Genomic DNA, 20,434 nt, shown 5'->3' with positions numbered 1-20,434 from the left:
TAGAAACACTACAAAAATCGTTTGTACACTAAGCTTTCATGCTGAGCCTGCATAAAAGCGGCTAATCAAAATAAGTCGACAATGTTTATTCCAAGCGACGTGTTACCTCTTACACAATCAGATTATGTTAATGACTGAGTTAAAGCTTTTTACTCTCTTACTTTTAATCAATTTCCTTTTGCGGTATCGTCCGTCGCATACACTCTCTTTGATCACCCTTGTAATTATTTCTGGATAGAAGATTGGAAAAGCACGAAGAAGTTTTAGTATCAATTCGCCAAATTATTCGCGCAATTGACCTACATTCAAAAAAATTAAGTAAAGAGTCTGGGCTTACTGGTCCGCAGTTGATTCTTATGCGTTCTATTAAAGAATTAGGTGAAGTGACCATTAAACAGCTCTCGAGCCATACGAATATGAGCCAAGCTACAGCAACCACTATTCTCGATCGGCTTGAGCGAAATGGGATGGTTAAGCGAGTAAGAAATGTTCAAGACAAGCGCAAAGTACACGCTTTATTGACACCTGAAGGTGAAAAAATATTGCTGGAAGCTCCCCTGCCATTGCAACAAAGCTTTATTATTAAGTTCCAGAAGTTAGAAGAGTGGGAACAAACATTATTGCTCTCCTCTGTTCAACGAATTTCATCAATGATGAACGCAGAAGACATTGATGTTGCGCCTGTTTTAGAATTAGGTAGCATAACCAAACCAGAATAACGTATCTAGTATTGGCAAACTCACCCTACTCCTAGCGTCAGGTTTACATACCAATAGCCTCACTGAGCTTTAAGTTTACTGTGAGTGAGGCTCAGCCTCTAACTTCGCTCTTTTTTTCTCAGACGAAATTCCATCACGAAAAGTATCTCGATGGAGCTATTTCCAGCCTTATTCTCTAGTGAACTTCTCCCTAACTTCAAACCGGTAGCCCATTGTATTGGGATACTCCCAGCCGCAAACGTTTTCTGTGTCATAGAGTCACAGAATTAGAATTAAAACTCTATTTCTATTTGAAACGCAATATCTCCATTGGTAGCTTCCATGACTAGCAGTCATACCATTCAGGCTGCTTATTTCACAATAAAACAAGTTGTTTCACAAACAACGTCTATAGAATGCTAGAGAAAAACTATGAATAAGAAAGCTTTATTATTATGTTCGCTGCTTCCTATATCTTCTGCAATGGCTAACACATTTAGCTTCTCAGAAGACTTAATCCCTTCAAGCCGATTTGGCTGGAGTGACATACTCAGTGTAATCCAGCCAACCACATCTACTTATGTACGTTGTTGGTATCGTACGGGAGCGAGTCACGATGAGGCAGGTAGTGATTGGGTATGGGCAAAAGATACAAACGGGAAAGACTACAAAATAAATGGATACTGGTGGTCGCCGTTTACAGCCAAGAATATGTTCTACACAGAAACGCCTCAGCAGGAAATCAAGCAACGCTGTGAACAGACGATAGGAACAAACAATCCGAATGCTGACATTCTTTATTATGCGTCAGATTACGGTGTTTCATTGAATCATACCATTTGGACCAACGATCAGGTTGTACGTAAAGGTATAAACCGTATCGTCGCTTTTGGTGATAGTCTTTCCGATACTGGTAATATGTTTAATGCAACGCAATGGCGTTTTCCTGATCCTAGCAGCTGGTATGCCGGACATTTCTCCAATGGCTTAGTCTGGACAGAGTATCTGGGTAACAACCAACAACTACCCGTTTACAATTGGGCAGTTGGTGGAGCTGCGGGTTCGAACCAGTATGCTCTTTTGACAGGCGTAAAAGATCAAATTAAGTCATACCTCACTTATATGGAGAGTGCCAAACATCACGATCCAGATAATACACTATATACTTTTATTTTCGGTTTGAATGATTTCATGAACTACAACCGCTCTGTAGAAGATGTGAAATCAGACTTCTCAGACGCGCTGAATAATCTAACCCAGTCCGGCGCCAAGAACTTACTGTTGCTAACACTACCTGACGCGACTTATGCCCCACAATTTAAGTACTCATCAGATGATGAAATAGAAAAAGTTCGCGCAAAAATCATCGCGTTTAATCAGTACATTCGTGAGCAGGTTAAACAACGCCAAACAAGCGGTATCAATATTCAGCTTTACGACGCTTATACACTGTTTAACTCGATGATTAACTCACCTCAGCAACATGGATTCGTTAATGCAAAAGATGCCTGTCTCGATATTAACCGTAGTTCAGCGTTCGACTATCTAAAAAGTCATAACCTTACGAATGACTGTGCCCAATATGGCTCTGATAAATACGTGTTCTGGGGCGTTACTCACCCTACAACCGCAGCACACAGTTATATATCAGACCAAATCATGATGGAGATGTTAGGTTACTATCCTTTCTAAAACTATCCCGGGACAGTAACACCCTGTCCCGGGTTCCTGCCTCACATTGCAATTATCAAACTTTAGACTTACTTTTTAACTATACATATCGTACTATCTCCGCCGTTTTCCTAACCTATGAGGGGAGTTATGGATAGAAAGTCTCTCTTCCTTGATTCAGCATCCGATAGCATTCTCAGCACTGCTCAACAAAAAAAAGTACTTAAAGTCGTTGCGACTATTACGATCTTGATTTTTATCCCCTTGGGTATCAAAAACCTGATTATTGGCGAAATAATGCTAGGAGCGGTACTGCTTAGCTTTGAATTAAGTTTATTGGCGGAGATCGCAGCGATCATATACAGCCGAAGAAGTATTATTGGCCATATTATACCGCTCTGTTTACTTATTACTTCTCTACTTTTGTCTGTCCATATATTTGGAACTCTAGCAACTTATTGGGTCTATCCTGTGGTGATTTCTGTCATTTTTCTTCTACCAGAGAACCGTTATTTACCAGCCAATATCATCATTATTGCTGGTAGCTCCATTGTTGCGCTTCCTCATCAAGATCCTGCGGAAACTTTACGATTTTTTATTTCCTTAATAACGTGTCTGATCATTGGTCACTATGTGGTTAAGTCCATCATGAATTTGCATAATGAATTGCATTATTTATCGACTAGAGATGCGATGACAGGAGCATTAAACCGTCGCCAACTGGATAGTTTTTTGCAACGGAGTTTGCGGCAGTCAAGTTCTTCTACCGTTGCTATGATTGATATCGATAGATTTAAAACCGTTAACGATTTATATGGACATGACGTCGGCGATGACGTCATTAACAAAGTAGTGACGACCATCAAAAGCAGTACTCGTACTCAAGACGCCTTGTTTCGCTTAGGGGGGGATGAATTTCTACTCTTACTCAACGATACCGATCAAAATTCAGCACACATTGCGATGCGTAAAGTATTTTCACAAATCAAAGACATTACATTCCCTAACGATATTAACATCACGTTAAGTGTTGGCATTGCAGAATCGCTGTATGGGGATGATATTGAAAAATGGTTAAAACGAGCAGATCTTTCCCTTTATCAAGCCAAGAGAAGCGGACGTAACCAAATATCCCTTTATGCCCCACCATTACAATTAGAGAATGAGGTTGGTCCTATTGAGGAAGCACAGAAAATATCTAATTGAAGACGGGTAATTCACGTGTCTTTTTTACTTGTCGAATGGATAGGTGCGTATGGATATCTTTAACCGTATCCATGCATTGCAATTGACGTATAAAAGACTCATATCCTTCTAAGTCCTTACTCACTACTTCTAATAAATAATCGTATGCGCCTGATACCACATGACAGCTGATCACTTGGCTCATCTCTGTAATCGCCCCTTCAAAAACATCAATAGAATCCACTTGATGATTACTCAAACTGACCTCAACAAATACCACCATCCCTACACCAACTTTAGCTTTGCACAAATTGGCATGGTATCCATCAATGATGCCTTCTTCCTCTAATCGTTTTACACGACGAGCGCATGGAGATGCTGATAGGCCAACTTTTTCTGCAAGGTCAGCAGTAGATTGGCGTGCATCTCTCTGAAGTAACTCCAAAATATGTCTATCAATTCTATCCATAATCGTTTCCATCAATAAAAGAGCATTCTACGCTATTAATCACTAATTTAGTCATCATTTTTGCCTAACTTTGCCACACAAAGGCAATAGTTAAAACTCATAATAACAACCATTATTTACATTTGAGTAACATATAATGCTGACTGGATATCTTGCAATGACCATAACGTTATTATTATGGTCTGGATTTTTTCTTTCATTACGAGGGGGGGCTTTGTCACTGCTCACCCCAGCAGATATCGCATTGACTCGATTTGCCCTGCCTGCACTAATACTATTCCCATGGGTGTGGAAACACAGGTCAACCTTGATAGCTGTCCCAAAACAATACTTGCTCGGGATGTTCATTGGCTGCGGTATTCCCTATTTGCTTGTGGCTAGCTTTGGGATGGAAAATGCACCCGTCGCAGACGGTAGCGCACTCATACCCGGAACGCTGCCCCTATTTGTCTCAGCAATTGCAGTCCTGTTTTTTAAGCAACCTTTAAGTACTCATCGCATCATTGGCCTGATCATTCTGTCATTAGGTATTACAGGCTTTTTGTTTAATAGCTTTAATCAGTACCAACCGACATTATTTCATGGACATTTGTTCTTTCTTCTGGGGAGTATCATGTGGGCAACTTTTACGATCTGTGCCAGAGTCGCTAACTTGAACGCTTTAGTCAGCGCTGGTTTCATTTCAATCTGCTCTACAGTAACTTTAATTTTACTCATCGGATTAGACGTACTACCCAGTTACCTCTTCTCACAACCACTTTCTAACTGGCCGTACTCCGAACTTGCCGTACATACGCTAGTGCAAGGCTTTGGTGCGGGCATAATCGCTGCATATACATATTTAAAAGCGGTGACAATTTTAGGAGCTGAGCGCTCTGCCGCATTTGGTTCAGCAACACCAGCATTGGCAACCTTGATGGCAATGTTTATATTTGATGAGCACCCTTCTGCAGGAATTCTGCTTAGCTTAGGGCTAGTCTGTATTGGCAGCTTAATCGCAAGTAACATCTTTATGAAAAATGATGATTCCCTATTATATCAACCGCCAAAGCATAATTAGGAAAGGCTAAAGTAATACAAATTAAATAAGTTAGCGCCAATAATGCAAAACCAATATACGCATCGACTCAAGAATGACTCTCGAAAACGAACCAAAAACGGCGCTATAACGAATAGTGTAATAAGGATGTATACTGCACTTTGAGGTCTGACATGTGACGTTGTCACCGATATTAACACACTTAAACAAATCTCAGATACAGATAACCTTAGCTTAGAACCTAAGCCCAAAATAAAAACAACAGTAGCAAACAGAGAAATCATATCGTCACGATGATATTAATTATCATTTACCTTTAGATTAACGCTTATGACTACTTGGTCAAGCTAAAATCTCAATTTCCCTTCAATCATCTAGGACTTAGACCACATTACAATTTCGCAATTGAGAACGAATGAATTATAGTTGCCAGTGTTAAAATATTAGGGATCTCATATGAAAACACCGTGTATCGCCGCTTGTAAAAATAATGGTGGCATTTGCTCAGGTTGTAAACGCACGATGTTAGAAATCAACCAATGGCAAAGCTATACCGACCATAAGCGTGATGAAATCCTATCAACTTTGTCTAGGCACACTTCTAACCATCTGTGCCCTTCTTGTAACCAACCAGCTACCTGTGACATTCAAGCAGGAAAAAGTCATTGTTGGTGTTTTGAGCTGGAGCCGCGAGACTGTTTTAAAACTAAACAAGACCAGCATTGTTTATGCCGAGATTGTTTAGAAAGGCAACCTATATCATGAACCGCACACTAAAATTATTAATTAGATTTTCTAATGGGTAACATAGAAATATATCTTACTCAAGATCACACTTTTTGATTGCCCATTCTTCTAACCCCCTATAACATCTCGCGCCTGAACTTTCTAACTTAATTCAATTCGCAATTTAATCCATAGCTACTGCTAATGGTTTTTCTTTCAGGTGTAAAGTAATGTCTGCTTCTTCCAATGTCATTAAACTTACTTTTCTAATTGCCATTTTGACGGCTGTTGGTCAAATGACTCAAACCATGTACGTACCGTCAATCGGTCACATGGCTAAAGAGTTCCTAGTGTCACCAGCAGCGCTACAAGCTGTCATGGCCTGCTATCTAATTCCATACGGCTTATCTCAATTTATCTATGGCCCTTTGTCTGATCGCCTTGGTCGCAAACCCATTATTATCTCAGGGCTTGTTATTTATATTCTGGGTACATTGCTTGCGTTATTTGCCCACCAATATGAATGGTTTTTAGCTGGTAGCTTTATTCAAGGCGTTGGAATTGGCTGTGGAGGCGCGATGTCTCGGACACTAACTCGTGACTGTTTTTCAGGAAACGAATTACACCGAGTAAATAGCCTAATTAGTATGTGTGTTATTTTTTCACCTTTGTTAGCACCTGTACTTGGCGGATACTTGACCGAAGTTTTCGGATGGCGTTCTAGCTATCTGTTTCTAGCTCTGTTTGGGATTGCAGTGGTAATCACGATGGCAACGAGCTTTAACGAAACCTTGCCGATTGAAAAAAGAAAATATGAACGCGTTACCGATAGCTACCGTTTTGTTCTATCGAGCAAGCGCTTTCAAGGTTACTTGCTGTGCTTGGTTGCGACGTTCGCAGGCGTCGCTGTTTTTGAAGCGGCAGCAGGTGTATTACTTGCTGGTGTTTTAAAGCTTCCGGCAACGATTGTGAGCATCTTGTTTGTTTTACCTATTCCTGGTTACCTGATTGGCGCAGGCCTATCCAGTTACATCGCAAGGAAACGTTCTGAAAAAGCATCACTTATCGTAGGTCTTGTTGCCATCATGGTTGGCTCGCTGATTGTACTTATCCCTGGAATGCTGGGGATGACAACCGCCTTAACGCTTGTTGGGGGAGCAACGGTTTATTTCTTAGGCGCCGGGATCCTATTCCCTGCGGCAACGACAGGTGCACTTTCACCCTACCCGTATCATGCTGGTACTGGCGGCGCAATATTGGGTGGTATGCAAAACTTAGGGGCAGGTATTGCAACACTAATTGCGTCAGCAATCCCTGCGACTGACCAGATGCCTGTTGGCGCAATTATGGCAGTAATGTCCATCATTGCCCTACTTGGACTAATTCGAGTTGCAAAAACTCACGACTCATCAAGTCAGATGCCATTGGCAATATAATTAAAGGGAGGCGTTGCCTCCCTTTTTTATTCACTTTAGACTTAAAGCCTCACCAAAAAACGTGATTCCTTCCCAACCTGTTTTCATAAAGTTACGAATATTCTGGTGATCAGTTCCATCTGGGTTTTCTAGAACATCTTCCCTATAATAGCGACCAAAACAGGCGAGAGCCTGCTCTTTAGTTAGACCATTTAGTTTAGCAAAGGCAAAAATTTTACATGAGCCGTTATTTTGGCCTTGTTCGTTCTTTGTCTCACCATTGGTAAAGGTTGTTGGACTAAAATTATATACGTCGTCAATAACGGCTATAATTTCATCAAACTCTACAGTTTGTGGTGCATCTTTTAGCTTTTGGATCAATGTGTTCACGTCCATATGTCACTCTTTTTAATAAAATCAAACTATATTATGACAATGTGTAACGCTTTCATAGCTAAACTAATTGACCACATCATAAAACCACTTGCTTTAGCAGGTCAGAAAAATAACAAGGTTTTGCATTATGATTAATACTCAGCAGTGTCTATCGCACCATAGTAATAGTTTGATTGACCTTTCACATTGGCAGGATGCCGTTGAGCTAGTAGCTGAACTCTTTCCCAACACGCAATGTCATATAGTACAGCAGTGCGAAAAACATTTCAGTGTTGTGTCGAGTAGCCAAAAGGATGTTAATTCATTTACCCTACCTTCAACGGAGCTCAGTGATCTGTACGTGGCATTTCTCAATCAACTTCCCAACGTTGAAATAGAAAGCCAGCCAAATACCATTCACCTTATTCAACACTCCGCTATCGCTTTACCCATTTATTGGTCAAATAAAGAGTTATTCGGTTCTATAGTGGTGCAACTCTCATCGCCAGTAACAGTAAGTTTTGAGAAGTTAATTAAACAAATAGCCCACATACTTCATGGTGACCTATTAAGTTTGTGGAATAAACACGCGAATGAAGCGTTGATACTGACAGATGAATTGACTGGGTTGCTCAACAGCAACGGCTTTAATTTAATGGGCGAGCAAAAGCTTAAAGATGCTCCCCGTTACGAGCAATCCATTGGGCTGCTTGTTTTAGACGTCGATAAACTCGAGAAGGTAAGCCATGCTTATGGTGTGGAAGCGGCAGACCAGTGCGTTGTAACCGCCGCTGATGTACTTAAAAACGTTTGCCGTGAAACAGATATCATTGCACGTATCGATGAAAAAACCTTTGTCGTCCTATCATTATTGAATACGCGACGTGAACTTAACCAACTTTCTAACCGGATTTTTGAAGATTACAATCAGCTGACTAAAGAGACAGAAAACCTAAGTCTTAGCCGAATTTCTCTAAAACAAACCATTTCAGATTGTTTTAGCAAACCAACGCTCCAAAGTCTTATCGGTAATGCTAGTCAACACACGCCTAGTGAGCACTAAAAGCTGAATAGATTTAATCAACCGCTTCCCATTGCGGGGGAGCGGCTAAATTCCATCGTTCAAACTCAGTTGGGCTATAGATTGCCCTTCCTTTCACTCCAACTTGGATTGGAATATCACTAGCGCGTTTCTTTTCATTTAAAATACTCTTTGCCATATCACCAATCATTAACCCTTGCGCCTCACCGAATAAAACAACCCCACCAGCCGTTTTTCCTATGCCTACAGAAAAATCCCAAAAACCAAATAAAGGAACTGTTGAGTTTTGGTTTGTCCAAGCCAAGATGTCATCAGCATTCACGCTACGTCCTTCCGAGTCTACAATGGTGTGGTATAACCCGACTATAATTGCCCCAACGCCTTGAGAGGCTGCTCCTTTTATTGCCGCTTTCCAGTCGGATAAGGCGCCAATATTTAGGATATCAACCTCGATTCCCAATTTACTTTGAATCAAGTTGTATTGAAGGTGCATATAATCACTTGCAATTTTTGACGTTATACCAGAATCGAACAACACAATTATCTTCTTTTTGTCGCTAGGCAGCATGGCGCCAACTTCTCCAATATTTTTTACAAATAATGGTTGCTCAAGAATGCCCGATATTTCGGCCTGCCCTTTGTATTTATTCATGAGCTTTCTAGGGTTTGAGTTCACACCTAAAAACAGAATCGAAATAGGTTCGTTATATAGCTGAGGTAGTAAATAGTTAAATGCGTTGTCGTCTCCCAATATCACAATACGTGGTTTCAACTCTTGATAACGTTTATAGGCCTTATTTGCCATCATTTGATACTTTTCTTTAGGTAGACGCTTGGTGTTCATCTCAAATCGTTCAATTTGATATTCATCGCCCAACCCTGTTTTTATACCAACGACATAACTGGCATCCCATGCATATTCCTTGTGATAACTTTCGATGATTAATACATCAGCCGATAAAGCCAAACAGGGGAAAAACAAAAACAGCGATACAACTAGATGCATAATTTACCTCACCTCAGTTACGATATATTAAGTTTAGAACTTAACGATGATTTTTTAGACCTATACTCAAACTAATAAGCTAAATGGGAAAGAATAAAGATGAGTAGAGCCCAGAGGTTTGAGCAAGGTATTACAAACCCATTTTCGAGTAGGCTTGGCAGACGGATTATATTGATCCTAATTTTGTTAAGCGGGGTCATCACGTTACTGACCACTCTGCTTCAACTATATTGGGACTATAAAGATCAGTTTAATGTTGTCGAACAGCGACATATTGAAGTTCAAACCGTACATGCTGATCTACTCGCGACGTCTATTTGGAATTTCGACCTCGTTGTTTTACAAGAGCGATTAGAAGGTTTGGTCAATCTACCTAAAATCGATTATCTGGAAATTACTTCAGGTACGTACTCTTTTAATGCTGGCCAAAAAACTGTAGGTGACATCGTAGCGGATACTTATCCATTGAACTATCACAACAAGCAATTGGGTACAGTTGAATCCATTGGACACATTTACGTTGAGTCAAATGCACAAGAGATCTACAACTACCTTATCAAGCAATTCATTGTGACGCTGTTACTTAACGCCATCAAAACCCTGTTAGTTTGCACTGTAATACTCTTAGTTTTTCATCAAAGTATTAATCGTCGTCTATTCAAAATCAGTCATTATCTTAGGGAGTACAGTCCTAGGCATCCGCCAGAGCAATTAAAATTAATGCGTGGTGGCTGGATGAAAGAGAATGTCGATGAGCTTGATTGGTTGGGTGAAGAAACAAACCGGCTAACCAGCAACCTAACAACCCTCTATCGAAACATTAAACAGGAAAAGGAACGATTACAGGATTTTGCTCATGTTTCTTCTGATTGGCTTTGGGAAACCAATGAATATGGCAACCTCATTTACTGTTCAGACTCCATGTACGAAGCGCTTGGACTTAGTGCTTTAGACAAACCTTTATTCAGTGATATCCCTCAACTCGCACACGCCACGAATTTGGTAAAAGCGGTCGCTCGAAGAAATGATTTTAATACAATTGAAACGTCGATTACTCTCCACGAGGTGACGCAATATCTCATGTTTCAAGCCCAAGCTCGGTATGTTGATGATAAATTTGTGGGTTTTCGCGGTTCAGCGATAAATATTACCGATTTAAAACTGACGCAACTTGATCTTCAAGCACTTAATCAAAATCTTGAACACACTGTAGCGGAAAGAACGATTGATCTAAGAAACAACATGAAGGAGCTAGAAAGTACCCAAGAAAAGCTGATTGAATCGGAAAAGCTTGCTGCACTTGGCGGGCTTGTTGCTGGTGTAGCTCATGAAGTGAATACTCCGTTGGGAATTTCTGTTACCGCAGCTTCTGTCATCCAAGATACAACAAAAACACTCAATGGCGCATTTGAATCTCAATCCCTGACGACGGATCAGTTTGCCTCGCTCATGCAACAAATCACTGCAAGTTCATCTATGTTGGAACAAAACTTAAATCGTGCATCACGACTAATCCGAGATTTTAAACAAACAGCCGTTGATCAAGTATCCGAAAGCCGAAGCCAATTTCTGGTAAAACAAGTACTTGAAGCCTTAATCGCCAGTTTACATCCTGAGACTAGAAAAGTGCCTGTAATCCCCCAAATTGAAGGAGATGAAAGCATAATGATGAATAGCCTACCCGGTGTGTTAACTCAGGTTGTATCCAACTTAGTTATGAACAGTGTTAACCATGCTTTCGAGCAAACAGCGACACCAGAGATCCTTATCAAGTTTCATTTAAACGATAACTCCAGTATCAATTTGGAATATCATGATAACGGTGTCGGCGTAGCCAAAGAGCTCCACCACAAGATATTTGAACCGTTTTTCACGAGTAAACGTGGTAAAGGGGGATCGGGGCTTGGGTTGAATTTGGTGTTCAATTTAGTGAATCAGAAATTAAAGGGGACACTTAGTTTCCATTCAGAACCAGATAGAGGGGTCCACTACACTATTACCCTACCCGTTGTTTTGCCTTCAGAGCTCAATAGCAAAGTGAGTTAACGTACCTGTTCATTAATCAGGTAAACTGTCACGTATGCGGATAAAGTCATCCCAGTAATCCACCATGAGATCAACCAAATCCGGATCAAAATGCTTGCCCTTTTGCGCTACAAGTTCTTGCATGATTTCATCATCCGGCCAGGGTTCCTTATAGGAGCGTTTGGCCCCTAAAGCATCAAATACGTCGGCTACAGCGGCAATACGTCCACTGATCGGAATCGCTTCACCTTTCAAACCTGCTGGATAGCCAGAGCCATCCCATTTTTCATGATGGGTTGCTGCAATTTCTTTTGCATAATCGATAAGCTTGCGCTTGGATTTACTGAGAATATCGACACCATACTCGACATGTTTCTTCATGATCTCCCACTCATCCGCATCAAGTTTGCCGGGTTTGTGAAGAATGCTATCGGGAATTGCGACTTTCCCGACATCATGGAGAGGAGCTGCATTTTTAATATGGTTAACCTGAGTATCATTGAGGCCATATAACTCAGCAAGACGTTCCGAGATAAGTGAAACACGTTGAACGTGAGCACCCGTTTCCCTACTTCGTGCTTCAACGGCATTTGCCAAGTTATAAACAAGTTCTTTCGAGGTTTCCCTTAGATCTAACATCAGATTTAGGTTTTCAAATGTTAGGCCAATATTTTGCATATAGATTTCCAATAGCTTTCTGTCTAATTCACTTAACTCTCGCTTGAGATTCACGTAAAGCAAATTATCGATATCGTGTTCATCACTTAATAGCAGAACAAATGCATCACCAAAGTGTTGAGACTTCTTAGAGTCAAGTACTTGCTTGCACCGATTTGCTACCACTTCAGGCAATAAATCAAAGTCGCACTTATTTGAAAAATCAACATAACCACCTGTTGCAGCTAATGTTAATGCCCTGCACTGCTCACCATCGGGTGATGGTTGAGCTAAGCAATAAAATGCTGATGCATCTAAATTGAGGAGAGAGGTTAGCTGACTGAGGACTGATGAAGCATAAGTTTTTAAGGTGGTGGTATTTTGAACATTTGCAGATGCTTTAATAACGCGAGAAAGACCTTCTTTTTGTTCTTCAATTAAACAGAGGTCACGGTAGGAACGGAGCATTGAATATAAGAGCGTTTTTAACTTTTGGGTCGTAAGCTCAGTTTTCTCTTTGTAATCATCAATATCATACTCTTGTATGACGAGATCTTCTGGCGCTTGGCCGGCTTGTCCGGTTCTCAAAACGAGTCGAATCTTGTGATCTTTCGTCTGCTCCCTGACATATTTTACTAAGTCTAGGCCAGCATGTTCTGTTTCCATCACAACATCAACCAGTGCCAACGCAATACCATGTTCCTTATCAAGGATGGATTTTGCTTCTGATGCAGACAACGCAGAGATCAATTCTAGGCCACGCCCCTGGAACTTAAATCCGCTTAACGCTAGTCGAGTTACCTGATGCATTTGTTCATCATCATCCACCAACAATACGCGCCAAGGTGTAGTTAATTCCTCTGGCTTACTCGAACTCTCATCCAGCCTAACATTATTAGGTTGTCGTTTATCAGCGAAAAGCTCCATGCTCTGACACTCCTTAGCATCCACAACTTAGGTTTAGCACAAAATCGACTTAAATGGTTAATTACGATACGAAAATGAGAGTGAATTTTCTTTGTGAGTGCAATCATATAACACGAATTGCTTAACCATTAATTTCATAAAATTAACTATTCTAATACTGCCATATAACAATAATGCTTTAGGTGACCCGATGAAAAAGGTATTACAATATTTCCCACTCTATGTAGTGGTCTCTGTGTTAGCTGGAATTCCAATTCTTATTTCAATCTCGATGGCTATTGAGCTAGTTTCGAATCAAAAGAACGCAGTAGTCCATGCGGAAAAAGATAAAGAAAGCGTTCATCTTATCTTGCTGTATGACAATCTCGCACACAACTTGGCGGTCGAGCGTGGATTAACAGCGGGAGTGCTTGGAAGTAAAGGGAATAGTAAGCAAGTCGAAAAATTGCAGAACCATCGTTCTACGGTTAATACGCATGTAAATGCATTCCTTGATTTCCAACCAGTCTATCTTGAAAATCAATTTGTCCATGCTTTACGAAAGGACGTAACCGCACAACTAAACCAGCTCAATAAAGTCCGAAATGAGGTCGATACGCTTAGGCCTAACCTCTCTCCTTTCGCGTATTATTCCAATTTAAATCAACTGGCCATAGATAATGCCACTACCTTAAGTTCTTTGCTCAATAACCCACAAGTTTCTTCACTCGGTAGTGGACTCGTTTCAGTTATCACGATGAAAGAACGTGCCGGTCAGGTACGCGGTGCATTGAACGGTGCATTCGCGCGTCAAAGTTCAACTCTAGGCCAATATACCTCAGTAGAAGGATACATAAAATCTGGTGAATATGGTCAAAGAATGGCATTCATTACCCTGCCCAACCAATATGCAGTGGTGTTAAATCGTGCGATTAAAAGTGATACATGGCAGAAAGTGGTTGAGATACAAAGTTCCTACCTCTCTCAAAAAGCAACATTATCCTCCCTTGTTGGCCCCGAATCTTCTCAGTGGTTTGGTATGGCAACAGAGCGAATTAAATCCTTAAATAATGTTCGGAATGAAATACAGAAAGAGATGACAGCTCTTGCTTCTAACCAAGCGAATAACGCTATTTTCATGCAAACTATGTTATTCACAACAACCACATTACTTGCCCTTATCTTAGTTGGTTCTCTTTATGTATGTGTTAAGAACCTTAAACTGCGCGTTGGGCTACTAACCGAGAACCTCGCGACTATGTCGAACCAACGAGATCTCAGTATTTCTCTTGAGAACCATGGCAAAGATGAAGTTTCTCTAATTTCAAAAAGCGTCAACGGTCTAACTCAAAATCTGAAAAAATTACTGTCCGACATAACACGCGCCAATGACCACAGCTCTGACAGACTGGAGCAGATCGTTCAAAATGCGACGAATTTAGGCGAAAGCAGCCAGTCCACCACAGCCAAGTGCGATAACATCGCGACTGCAATGACCGAGCTTGCACAGTCGAGTCATGATATAGCAACATCATCCGAACGGTCGCTTGAAGAAACCAAACAAATGACTGAAAAAGTTCTGGCCTGCCAAGCACAAAGCAAAGAGTCTTTCCATGTAGTTGAAGCGCTAGTTGATCAGATCGAACAAACTCAAAGTTGCATGCAGCAGCTAGAGGAAGATGCGAGTAGCGTAAGCAAGATCGTAGATACGATAAATGGCATCTCTGAGCAGACAAACTTGCTCGCTCTCAATGCCGCCATTGAGGCTGCCCGAGCCGGTGAACATGGGCGTGGTTTTGCAGTCGTCTCTTCAGAAGTAAGAGATTTAGCCCAACGAAGTAAAGAAGCGACAGAGTCCATTGGTCAACTTTTGCAAAACATGACCAGCAATACTCAAACCGCAGTAGAAAATATGAATAAAAGCCGCACCGCAACCGATTCAACTCACTCGTCGGTCTCACAGGTAGCTGAGAGTGTCGGTGAGTTAGAATCCATAATTGAGCTTGTTAACGCGCACATAACCAGCATTGCTAATGCAACAATTGAACAATCTAAAGCTAGTGAAGCCGTGGATAAAGATATTGATGTCTTAGCTGAAATTGCTCAGAACACAGGGGAACTTGCCAACAACTTGAATAATGTCGTCCATAACTACCGCACAGAAGCTAAGCATGTGCAGAACCAACTTCAAACCTTTAAATTGGCATAAAAACTAGGCTAACATGACGTATTGAGGCATACCAAAGCGATGCCTCAATACGGTCACCATTTTTTCATTAAACGACCAACAAGATTTGGATGATATGCCCAACAATGATCGAACATACTCATCAATTCAGGATTTCCGTATTTAGATAAGCTGATAGCGTGAAAGCGATTCTTTTTCTCTTTTAATGCCATCACCCGCGCGTGTAACTCTTCAGATTGTTTTGGCGCAATAAAATCAGAAATTACCACCATATCTGCGTTTTTATATTTATCACCCAACATCAAGTCAACGCATTTGCCCAAAACGGGTTCTAAATCAGTGCCACCGTGAAAACTGTATGACAGGAAGTCACTGGCTTCTCGTAAACCATCTTGCCTAGTTAATTCATACGTAATTTGCTCAGTTGAAAATAGAATAACAAAACATTCTCTATCTTCTGCTAGCGCGATTTGCATCAAGGCGTAGGCCATTGCTTTGGCGCACTGTTCTGGGAATCCACTCATAGAGCCTGACGCATCAACACAAACGATAAATGGCCCTTTTTCGACGTCAACTTGCTTGTTGTCAGGTTTCTGTGCTTTGACTTTACGCAAAGTGCGAGACTTACCCTGCATTCGATAGTTCATTAACCGCTTGTCAGCGAGGTTTTTGTAGAAAACAACTTCTAGTTCCGGATAAGCAAGAAACATGGTTTCATTTGGAAGAAGTTTGTTTAAATCGTCACTTTGATGAATACCCACGATGTCGTCAGTAGCTTCGTCCGATTTCTCTTCGACCATCTGTAATTCTTCTACCGGCGCTTTGTTTAGCTCGGGATCATCAACCTGTCCGGCCATTCGTCCTAGTTTTTCAGCGATATCTTGCAGGCCTTTATTCTTTTTCAAAAACTCGGCATGGCGCTTCATAACGGTTAAATCCGTTTTACTCAGCTTAGCGGAAGCCATATCCCACAAGCGCCCCACACTACCGATATCCCCTTCTTCCGCGACCTTGTCCATGTTCTTCATGGTTTCCATTCGTTGATAAAGGTCTTTAAGTACTTTCTCCTTGTTTGTCTCTAGCTCAGAAACCTGTGCTTGTAATATTGCATCAGAAAGACTCTTGTACCATTCATCACAAAAGTAATGCGGGAACATCGGGTTATGTACCCCTTTGTTTTTCTCTATTAAGCGACGAGCTTGAAGATAGAACGCAGAATGCCACTCCAGTTTTTTGATGACTTCATGAATATCATTGAAAAAACGTTCTTCATCCCAGTGAATGACTTCTTGATACAGTGCAAGCTCTTGTTGGAAGCGCTCAGTTTCGCAGACTTTAGTGATTCTCTTTTTTACGCTACCACGCCACTTCAGTAGATGGTTTTTAACCGAGCTTTTTACCCCTTTATTTTCAGCCATAACCATGACTTGAGAACGAGCCATTAAGTCGTTAACTGCGGAGTCAATAATGCCTGAATCCGCGATCATCAAAGCAAGGTTTAAACCATCTGCACCGAGCATGCCCGCCTCCTTAAGAGAAAAATTGATTTAGGTTTTTAAAACGAAAAACCGTACGTTCACACTCGGTTTTAGTAGATTCGATTAATTGAGAAAGGTTTTGTAGGCTTGCTTCCATCGTCCGTGGGATATCTTGGTCGACGAATGCATGAGGCAGTGCACCATGGAAGTCAGATCGCGCTTTTCTTAAAGCATGCTCTGCTTGTTCAAGTTGCTCTAATGCAGATTGAGATTTGTCTACCCAGCTTTGGTATAAAGCGTCATCTAGCCCTTTATTTGTCACCAACGCGACAAGTACAGCTCGGTTCGCAATATCCTTAATGACTAGATTATTGGCAGCATCAACATCGAAGCGTAACCGGCACATGTTGGTGTTTTGGTTAACGTAACCATAAACATCACCATGTCCATCTTTTATCACACGTTCAAGTTCATTCTTAGGAACGTAAACCCAACGGCTATCGCCTTTTTCTGATTCAGATACCGACATATTGCTTTGCAACAACACCAGTTTAACCAAATCAAATGCACTGCCCACTTTGTAGCTTTTCGCCCCAGAAATATCGTAGTGGTTAACCTGCTTTTTCAATAGGCCGGTCGTTGATTCACTGGATAACTCAATGCCAAACTGCGACTCTAGAGCTTGCTGAACATCTTCCAGCTCCTCGCGGCAATAGTTCACTTGCTGTTCAACATCTTGTTGGTTGAATGCATGGTTGAGCGCAAAATTATGAATAACACTGCGCACAACGTCACGTGATTCAGGGCTGTTCCATAAGCAGTCCTGTAGTAGCAGCAAGTCCAAAGGATTGATCGCGTCTCGGCCATTAAAATACGCACTCGCCTTAAGTAGTTTGACCGCTTTCTTCCAGCGTCTGTCCGAAATGTATAGATCGCCGTCTGATAGCGTATTTGTCTCTGCGGCTTGCTCTAACATATTTTTTAACTCGTAGAGCTTTTCAAACACATCATCAGAAAGTTCTAATTGTTCAAGTTCACTTTGCCACTGATGGTACTCTGCATCAGTAATAGCTAGGCCTTCAGGAACTTTCGCCTCTTGAGAAGTGCCAACCGTTAACATGGATTTGAAGTTCTGTTTATTTTGGATACGGTTTACGAATACTCGGACTAACATCCGGTCATACAATGCTTCTAAGCCACTGTCTTCGTCAGGCAATTCATTTGAAGCTGAAACCAACAAACGCATAGGCACACGCTCAATTTCATTACCATTTTTGAAGGTCTTTTCGTTCACGACAGTCAGTAGCGTATTCAGAATGGCGGGACCAGCTTTCCAAATCTCATCAAGAAATACGACTTGAGCAGTTGGAAGGTACCCCTCTGTTAGCCGTACGTAACGGCCGTTATCTTTCAATTCTTGAATACTTAACGGACCAAACACTTCTTCAGGTGTGGAGAATCGTGTCATCAGATATTCGAAATAAGAAGAGCTATCAAAGGCTTGAATCAGCCGTTTAGCTATTAGGCTTTTCGCGATTCCCGGAGGACCAAGTAAAAAGACACTTTCACCCGCAAGTGCAGCAAGCAAACACATCTTTATGGTATCTTCACGTTCGTAAACACCATCAGACAAAGCTTGAGCGAGCTTGTTGATCCGCTCAGATAGCAAAGCTTTTTGAGAATGTGATGCTCTAGTAGGGCTGATCATGCTTCGTTCCTTTCACCTTAGCCGTATGCTATGTATATATAAATTTATACATTTGTTATCACTTTGTTACAAGTGGATTTTTTATCAGACGGATATTTATAGCAGAACGAATTTCTGTGACTTATGATGTAATCATTGTTTGCATTAATGATAATTAAATCACTGTTCTAAGAAGAATATACAAGTTGATACTCAAAGATGAGCCTGCCAATTCTTCTCGTTAGTGGTAATGTAAAGCAAGCTTAGAAGTGTCGCTTATAGAAGACAGATGAATCATAAAAAACACAACACAACCATACATCGCTGGAAACGTATTTCGCTCGTTGAAGAGACCGTTACGCTACCTACAAATCAAACTATTCAACATACAACAATCATTCATCCAGGTGCGACGGTGATTCTTCCAATCACTAAAGACAACCAAATTGTTCTTATTAATCAATTTCGCCCTTCTTTAAAAAAGTGGTTGTTGGAGTTGCCTGCTGGAACCATCGAAGCAAAAGAAGACACACTTACTTGCGCAAAACGTGAACTTGAAGAAGAAACAGGATACAGTGCTGAAACATTTATCCCTATGGGACAAGTAACACCTATGGCTGGTTTCTGTGATGAGATCCAATACCTTTATGTGGCAAAAAATCTATCCAAAACCAATCGTTACGAATGTGATGAAGACGAAATTATTGAAGTAATTACCCTTTCTTTACCTGAGTTGGAACATAAGATCATTCAGGGAGAAATTACCGACGCCAAGACCATCGCTTGCTTGAGTAAAGCAAAGCTTTGTGGATTTATTTAGGAGTGTGGCATGGATTTTAGATCAGATACGGTAACTCGACCAACGGCAGCAATGCGCGAAGCAATGGCCAATGCCATTGTCGGAGATGATGTTTATGGCGATGACCCAACGGTCAATGAACTGGAACATTGGGCTGCTGAACGACATGGCTTTGAAGCTGCACTTTTTACAACATCAGGAACCCAAGCCAACCTTCTTGGTTTGATGGCGCATTGTGAACGTGGCGACGAATACATCTGTGGTCAGCAAGCTCACAATTATCGTTATGAAGCAGGTGGCGCCGCAGTGTTAGGTTCGATTCAACCTCAACCAATTGAGAACAATCCAGATGGTACGTTGGACCTCAGCAAAGTGGCTGCTGCGATTAAACCCAATGACAGCCATTTTGCACGTACGAAGCTTTTAAGCTTGGAAAACACCATTAACGGCAAAGTACTTCCGATCTCATACCTTGCACAAGCCCGAGAGTTTGTAGATAAACACAAGCTATCATTACACCTTGACGGCGCTCGCGTATACAACGCTGCAGTCGCGCTTGATATCGATGTCAAAGAAATCGCCCAATACTTCGATTCGATGACAATATGCCTTTCGAAAGGGTTATGCGCGCCTGTAGGCTCTTTATTACTCGGTTCAGAGGAATACATCGCCAAAGCACGCCGACTACGTAAAATGGTTGGGGGTGGTATGCGTCAGGCAGGAATCCTTGCCGCTGCTGGCAAACTAGCATTAACAGAGCAAGTGCCACAACTAAAAATCGACCATGCGAACGCAAAGCGTCTCGCCAACGGTCTCGAAAAACTCGATGCATTCGAAGTGAAATCCGACTTTGTTCAAACAAATATCGTTTTCGCTAAACTAGTGGAGTCTGTTGATGTTAATACGCTTGTCGAACAACTTGCGCAAGAAGGCATCACAGTGTCTGCCGGAAATCCCATCCGCTTTGTAACGCATCACGACATCACTGAAACGGATGTCGATTTCCTACTCAAAAAACTTAAGCAATACACATAAGTACTATTTTGTTGATCTCACCACATTGAGCTT

The 20,434-nt window shown here is 41.3% G+C and carries 17 protein-coding genes; 11 read left to right on the top strand and 6 right to left on the bottom strand.

Annotated features, from left to right (window positions below):
* Positions 1-242: 242 nt before the first annotated feature.
* The 3 genes from ACQEXS_RS06780 (at position 243) to ACQEXS_RS06770 (ending at position 3,575) form a co-directional block, all read left to right on the top strand.
* Entirely contained in the window at positions 243-719 is a 477-nt protein-coding gene (locus tag ACQEXS_RS06780; protein WP_427013270.1) for a MarR family winged helix-turn-helix transcriptional regulator, read from the top strand.
* A gap of 411 nt (positions 720-1,130) precedes the next feature.
* Positions 1,131-2,390 carry an SGNH/GDSL hydrolase family protein gene (locus ACQEXS_RS06775; protein ID WP_427009635.1) on the top strand — a complete coding sequence of 420 codons (1,260 nt, stop codon included), beginning with the start codon at positions 1,131-1,133 and terminating at the stop codon, positions 2,388-2,390.
* Between the two features lie 129 nt (positions 2,391-2,519).
* Entirely contained in the window at positions 2,520-3,575 is a 1,056-nt protein-coding gene (locus ACQEXS_RS06770) for a GGDEF domain-containing protein (RefSeq protein ID WP_427013269.1), read from the top strand.
* Here ACQEXS_RS06770 and ACQEXS_RS06765 read toward each other — a convergent pair.
* Positions 3,568-4,023, bottom strand: a complete 456-nt coding sequence (locus ACQEXS_RS06765; protein WP_427013268.1) for an Lrp/AsnC family transcriptional regulator — start codon at positions 4,021-4,023, stop codon at positions 3,568-3,570. The genes ACQEXS_RS06770 and ACQEXS_RS06765 overlap by 8 nt on opposite strands.
* 136 nt (positions 4,024-4,159) lie before the next feature.
* On the opposite strand from ACQEXS_RS06765, the gene ACQEXS_RS06760 reads away from it, so the two are divergent.
* The 3 genes from ACQEXS_RS06760 to emrD all read left to right on the top strand — a co-directional run bounded on the left by ACQEXS_RS06760 (position 4,160) and on the right by emrD (position 7,224).
* Positions 4,160-5,083 carry a DMT family transporter gene (locus ACQEXS_RS06760; protein ID WP_427013267.1) on the top strand — a complete coding sequence of 308 codons (924 nt, stop codon included), beginning with the start codon at positions 4,160-4,162 and terminating at the stop codon, positions 5,081-5,083.
* Between the two features lie 435 nt (positions 5,084-5,518).
* Positions 5,519-5,827, top strand: a complete 309-nt coding sequence (locus ACQEXS_RS06755) for a cysteine-rich CWC family protein (RefSeq protein WP_427013266.1) — start codon at positions 5,519-5,521, stop codon at positions 5,825-5,827.
* Positions 5,828-6,018: 191 nt separating this feature from the next.
* Complete coding sequence (emrD, locus tag ACQEXS_RS06750; RefSeq protein ID WP_427009638.1) at positions 6,019-7,224, top strand: multidrug efflux MFS transporter EmrD; 1,206 nt, start codon at positions 6,019-6,021, stop codon at positions 7,222-7,224.
* 30 nt (positions 7,225-7,254) lie between these two features.
* Here the strand turns inward: emrD and ACQEXS_RS06745 are convergent, their stop codons facing one another.
* The gene (locus tag ACQEXS_RS06745) at positions 7,255-7,599 is read right to left on the bottom strand and encodes a HopJ type III effector protein (RefSeq protein ID WP_427013265.1); all 345 of its coding nucleotides are present in this window, start codon (positions 7,597-7,599) and stop codon (positions 7,255-7,257) included.
* 127 nt (positions 7,600-7,726) lie between these two features.
* Between ACQEXS_RS06745 and ACQEXS_RS06740 the strand changes: the two genes are divergently transcribed.
* The gene (locus tag ACQEXS_RS06740; RefSeq protein WP_427013264.1) at positions 7,727-8,641 is read left to right on the top strand and encodes a GGDEF domain-containing protein; all 915 of its coding nucleotides are present in this window, start codon (positions 7,727-7,729) and stop codon (positions 8,639-8,641) included.
* A 13-nt stretch (positions 8,642-8,654) separates the two neighbouring features.
* Here the strand turns inward: ACQEXS_RS06740 and ACQEXS_RS06735 are convergent, their stop codons facing one another.
* On the bottom strand, positions 8,655-9,626 hold the full coding sequence (locus ACQEXS_RS06735) for an ABC transporter substrate-binding protein (protein ID WP_427013263.1): 972 nt from the start codon (positions 9,624-9,626) through the stop codon (positions 8,655-8,657).
* Positions 9,627-9,725: 99 nt separating this feature from the next.
* On the opposite strand from ACQEXS_RS06735, the gene ACQEXS_RS06730 reads away from it, so the two are divergent.
* On the top strand, positions 9,726-11,672 hold the full coding sequence (locus ACQEXS_RS06730; protein WP_427013262.1) for an ATP-binding protein: 1,947 nt from the start codon (positions 9,726-9,728) through the stop codon (positions 11,670-11,672).
* Between the two features lie 12 nt (positions 11,673-11,684).
* Here ACQEXS_RS06730 and ACQEXS_RS06725 read toward each other — a convergent pair whose 3' ends face one another.
* The gene (locus tag ACQEXS_RS06725) at positions 11,685-13,235 is read right to left on the bottom strand and encodes a DUF3369 domain-containing protein (RefSeq protein WP_427013261.1); all 1,551 of its coding nucleotides are present in this window, start codon (positions 13,233-13,235) and stop codon (positions 11,685-11,687) included.
* Between the two features lie 190 nt (positions 13,236-13,425).
* Between ACQEXS_RS06725 and ACQEXS_RS06720 the strand changes: the two genes are divergently transcribed.
* A complete protein-coding gene (locus tag ACQEXS_RS06720) occupies positions 13,426-15,423 on the top strand; it encodes a methyl-accepting chemotaxis protein (RefSeq protein WP_427013260.1) in 1,998 nt (665 codons plus the stop codon).
* A gap of 53 nt (positions 15,424-15,476) precedes the next feature.
* Here ACQEXS_RS06720 and viaA read toward each other — a convergent pair whose 3' ends face one another.
* Entirely contained in the window at positions 15,477-16,922 is a 1,446-nt protein-coding gene (viaA, locus tag ACQEXS_RS06715; RefSeq protein ID WP_427013259.1) for an ATPase RavA stimulator ViaA, read from the bottom strand.
* 10 nt (positions 16,923-16,932) lie between these two features.
* Positions 16,933-18,588 (bottom strand): ATPase RavA domain-containing protein, encoded by a 1,656-nt coding sequence (locus ACQEXS_RS06710; RefSeq protein ID WP_427013258.1) that lies wholly within the window; start codon positions 18,586-18,588, stop codon positions 16,933-16,935.
* A gap of 268 nt (positions 18,589-18,856) precedes the next feature.
* Here ACQEXS_RS06710 and ACQEXS_RS06705 point away from each other — a divergent pair, with 268 nt between their 5' ends.
* Both ACQEXS_RS06705 and ltaE read left to right on the top strand, forming a co-directional pair.
* The gene (locus ACQEXS_RS06705) at positions 18,857-19,387 is read left to right on the top strand and encodes an NUDIX hydrolase (protein WP_367989731.1); all 531 of its coding nucleotides are present in this window, start codon (positions 18,857-18,859) and stop codon (positions 19,385-19,387) included.
* A 9-nt stretch (positions 19,388-19,396) separates the two neighbouring features.
* The gene (ltaE, locus tag ACQEXS_RS06700; RefSeq protein ID WP_427013257.1) at positions 19,397-20,401 is read left to right on the top strand and encodes a low-specificity L-threonine aldolase; all 1,005 of its coding nucleotides are present in this window, start codon (positions 19,397-19,399) and stop codon (positions 20,399-20,401) included.
* Positions 20,402-20,434 lie beyond the last annotated feature (33 nt).

Source organism: Vibrio sp. TRT 17S01, from assembly GCF_050113695.1.
Lineage (GTDB): Bacteria > Pseudomonadota > Gammaproteobacteria > Enterobacterales > Vibrionaceae > Vibrio.
The sequence above is the reverse complement of the archived record's forward strand: the minus strand, read 5'-3'. Positions and strand labels throughout refer to the sequence as shown.

What these genes read in the sequence shown, in the direction of transcription:
- ACQEXS_RS06775 (WP_427009635.1), top strand. Translation starts at nt 1,131, where the DNA reads ATGAATAAGAAAGCTTTATTATTATGTTCGCTGCTTCCTATATCTTCT.
- ACQEXS_RS06770 (WP_427013269.1), top strand. Translation starts at nt 2,520, where the DNA reads ATGGATAGAAAGTCTCTCTTCCTTGATTCAGCATCCGATAGCATTCTC.
- ACQEXS_RS06765 (WP_427013268.1), bottom strand. Translation starts at nt 4,023, where the DNA reads ATGGATAGAATTGATAGACATATTTTGGAGTTACTTCAGAGAGATGCA.
- ACQEXS_RS06760 (WP_427013267.1), top strand. Translation starts at nt 4,160, where the DNA reads ATGCTGACTGGATATCTTGCAATGACCATAACGTTATTATTATGGTCT.
- ACQEXS_RS06755 (WP_427013266.1), top strand. Translation starts at nt 5,519, where the DNA reads ATGAAAACACCGTGTATCGCCGCTTGTAAAAATAATGGTGGCATTTGC.
- emrD (WP_427009638.1), top strand. Translation starts at nt 6,019, where the DNA reads ATGTCTGCTTCTTCCAATGTCATTAAACTTACTTTTCTAATTGCCATT.
- ACQEXS_RS06745 (WP_427013265.1), bottom strand. Translation starts at nt 7,599, where the DNA reads ATGGACGTGAACACATTGATCCAAAAGCTAAAAGATGCACCACAAACT.
- ACQEXS_RS06740 (WP_427013264.1), top strand. Translation starts at nt 7,727, where the DNA reads ATGATTAATACTCAGCAGTGTCTATCGCACCATAGTAATAGTTTGATT.
- ACQEXS_RS06735 (WP_427013263.1), bottom strand. Translation starts at nt 9,626, where the DNA reads ATGCATCTAGTTGTATCGCTGTTTTTGTTTTTCCCCTGTTTGGCTTTA.
- ACQEXS_RS06730 (WP_427013262.1), top strand. Translation starts at nt 9,726, where the DNA reads ATGAGTAGAGCCCAGAGGTTTGAGCAAGGTATTACAAACCCATTTTCG.
- ACQEXS_RS06725 (WP_427013261.1), bottom strand. Translation starts at nt 13,235, where the DNA reads ATGGAGCTTTTCGCTGATAAACGACAACCTAATAATGTTAGGCTGGAT.
- ACQEXS_RS06720 (WP_427013260.1), top strand. Translation starts at nt 13,426, where the DNA reads ATGAAAAAGGTATTACAATATTTCCCACTCTATGTAGTGGTCTCTGTG.
- viaA (WP_427013259.1), bottom strand. Translation starts at nt 16,922, where the DNA reads ATGCTCGGTGCAGATGGTTTAAACCTTGCTTTGATGATCGCGGATTCA.
- ACQEXS_RS06710 (WP_427013258.1), bottom strand. Translation starts at nt 18,588, where the DNA reads ATGATCAGCCCTACTAGAGCATCACATTCTCAAAAAGCTTTGCTATCT.
- ACQEXS_RS06705 (WP_367989731.1), top strand. Translation starts at nt 18,857, where the DNA reads ATGAATCATAAAAAACACAACACAACCATACATCGCTGGAAACGTATT.
- ltaE (WP_427013257.1), top strand. Translation starts at nt 19,397, where the DNA reads ATGGATTTTAGATCAGATACGGTAACTCGACCAACGGCAGCAATGCGC.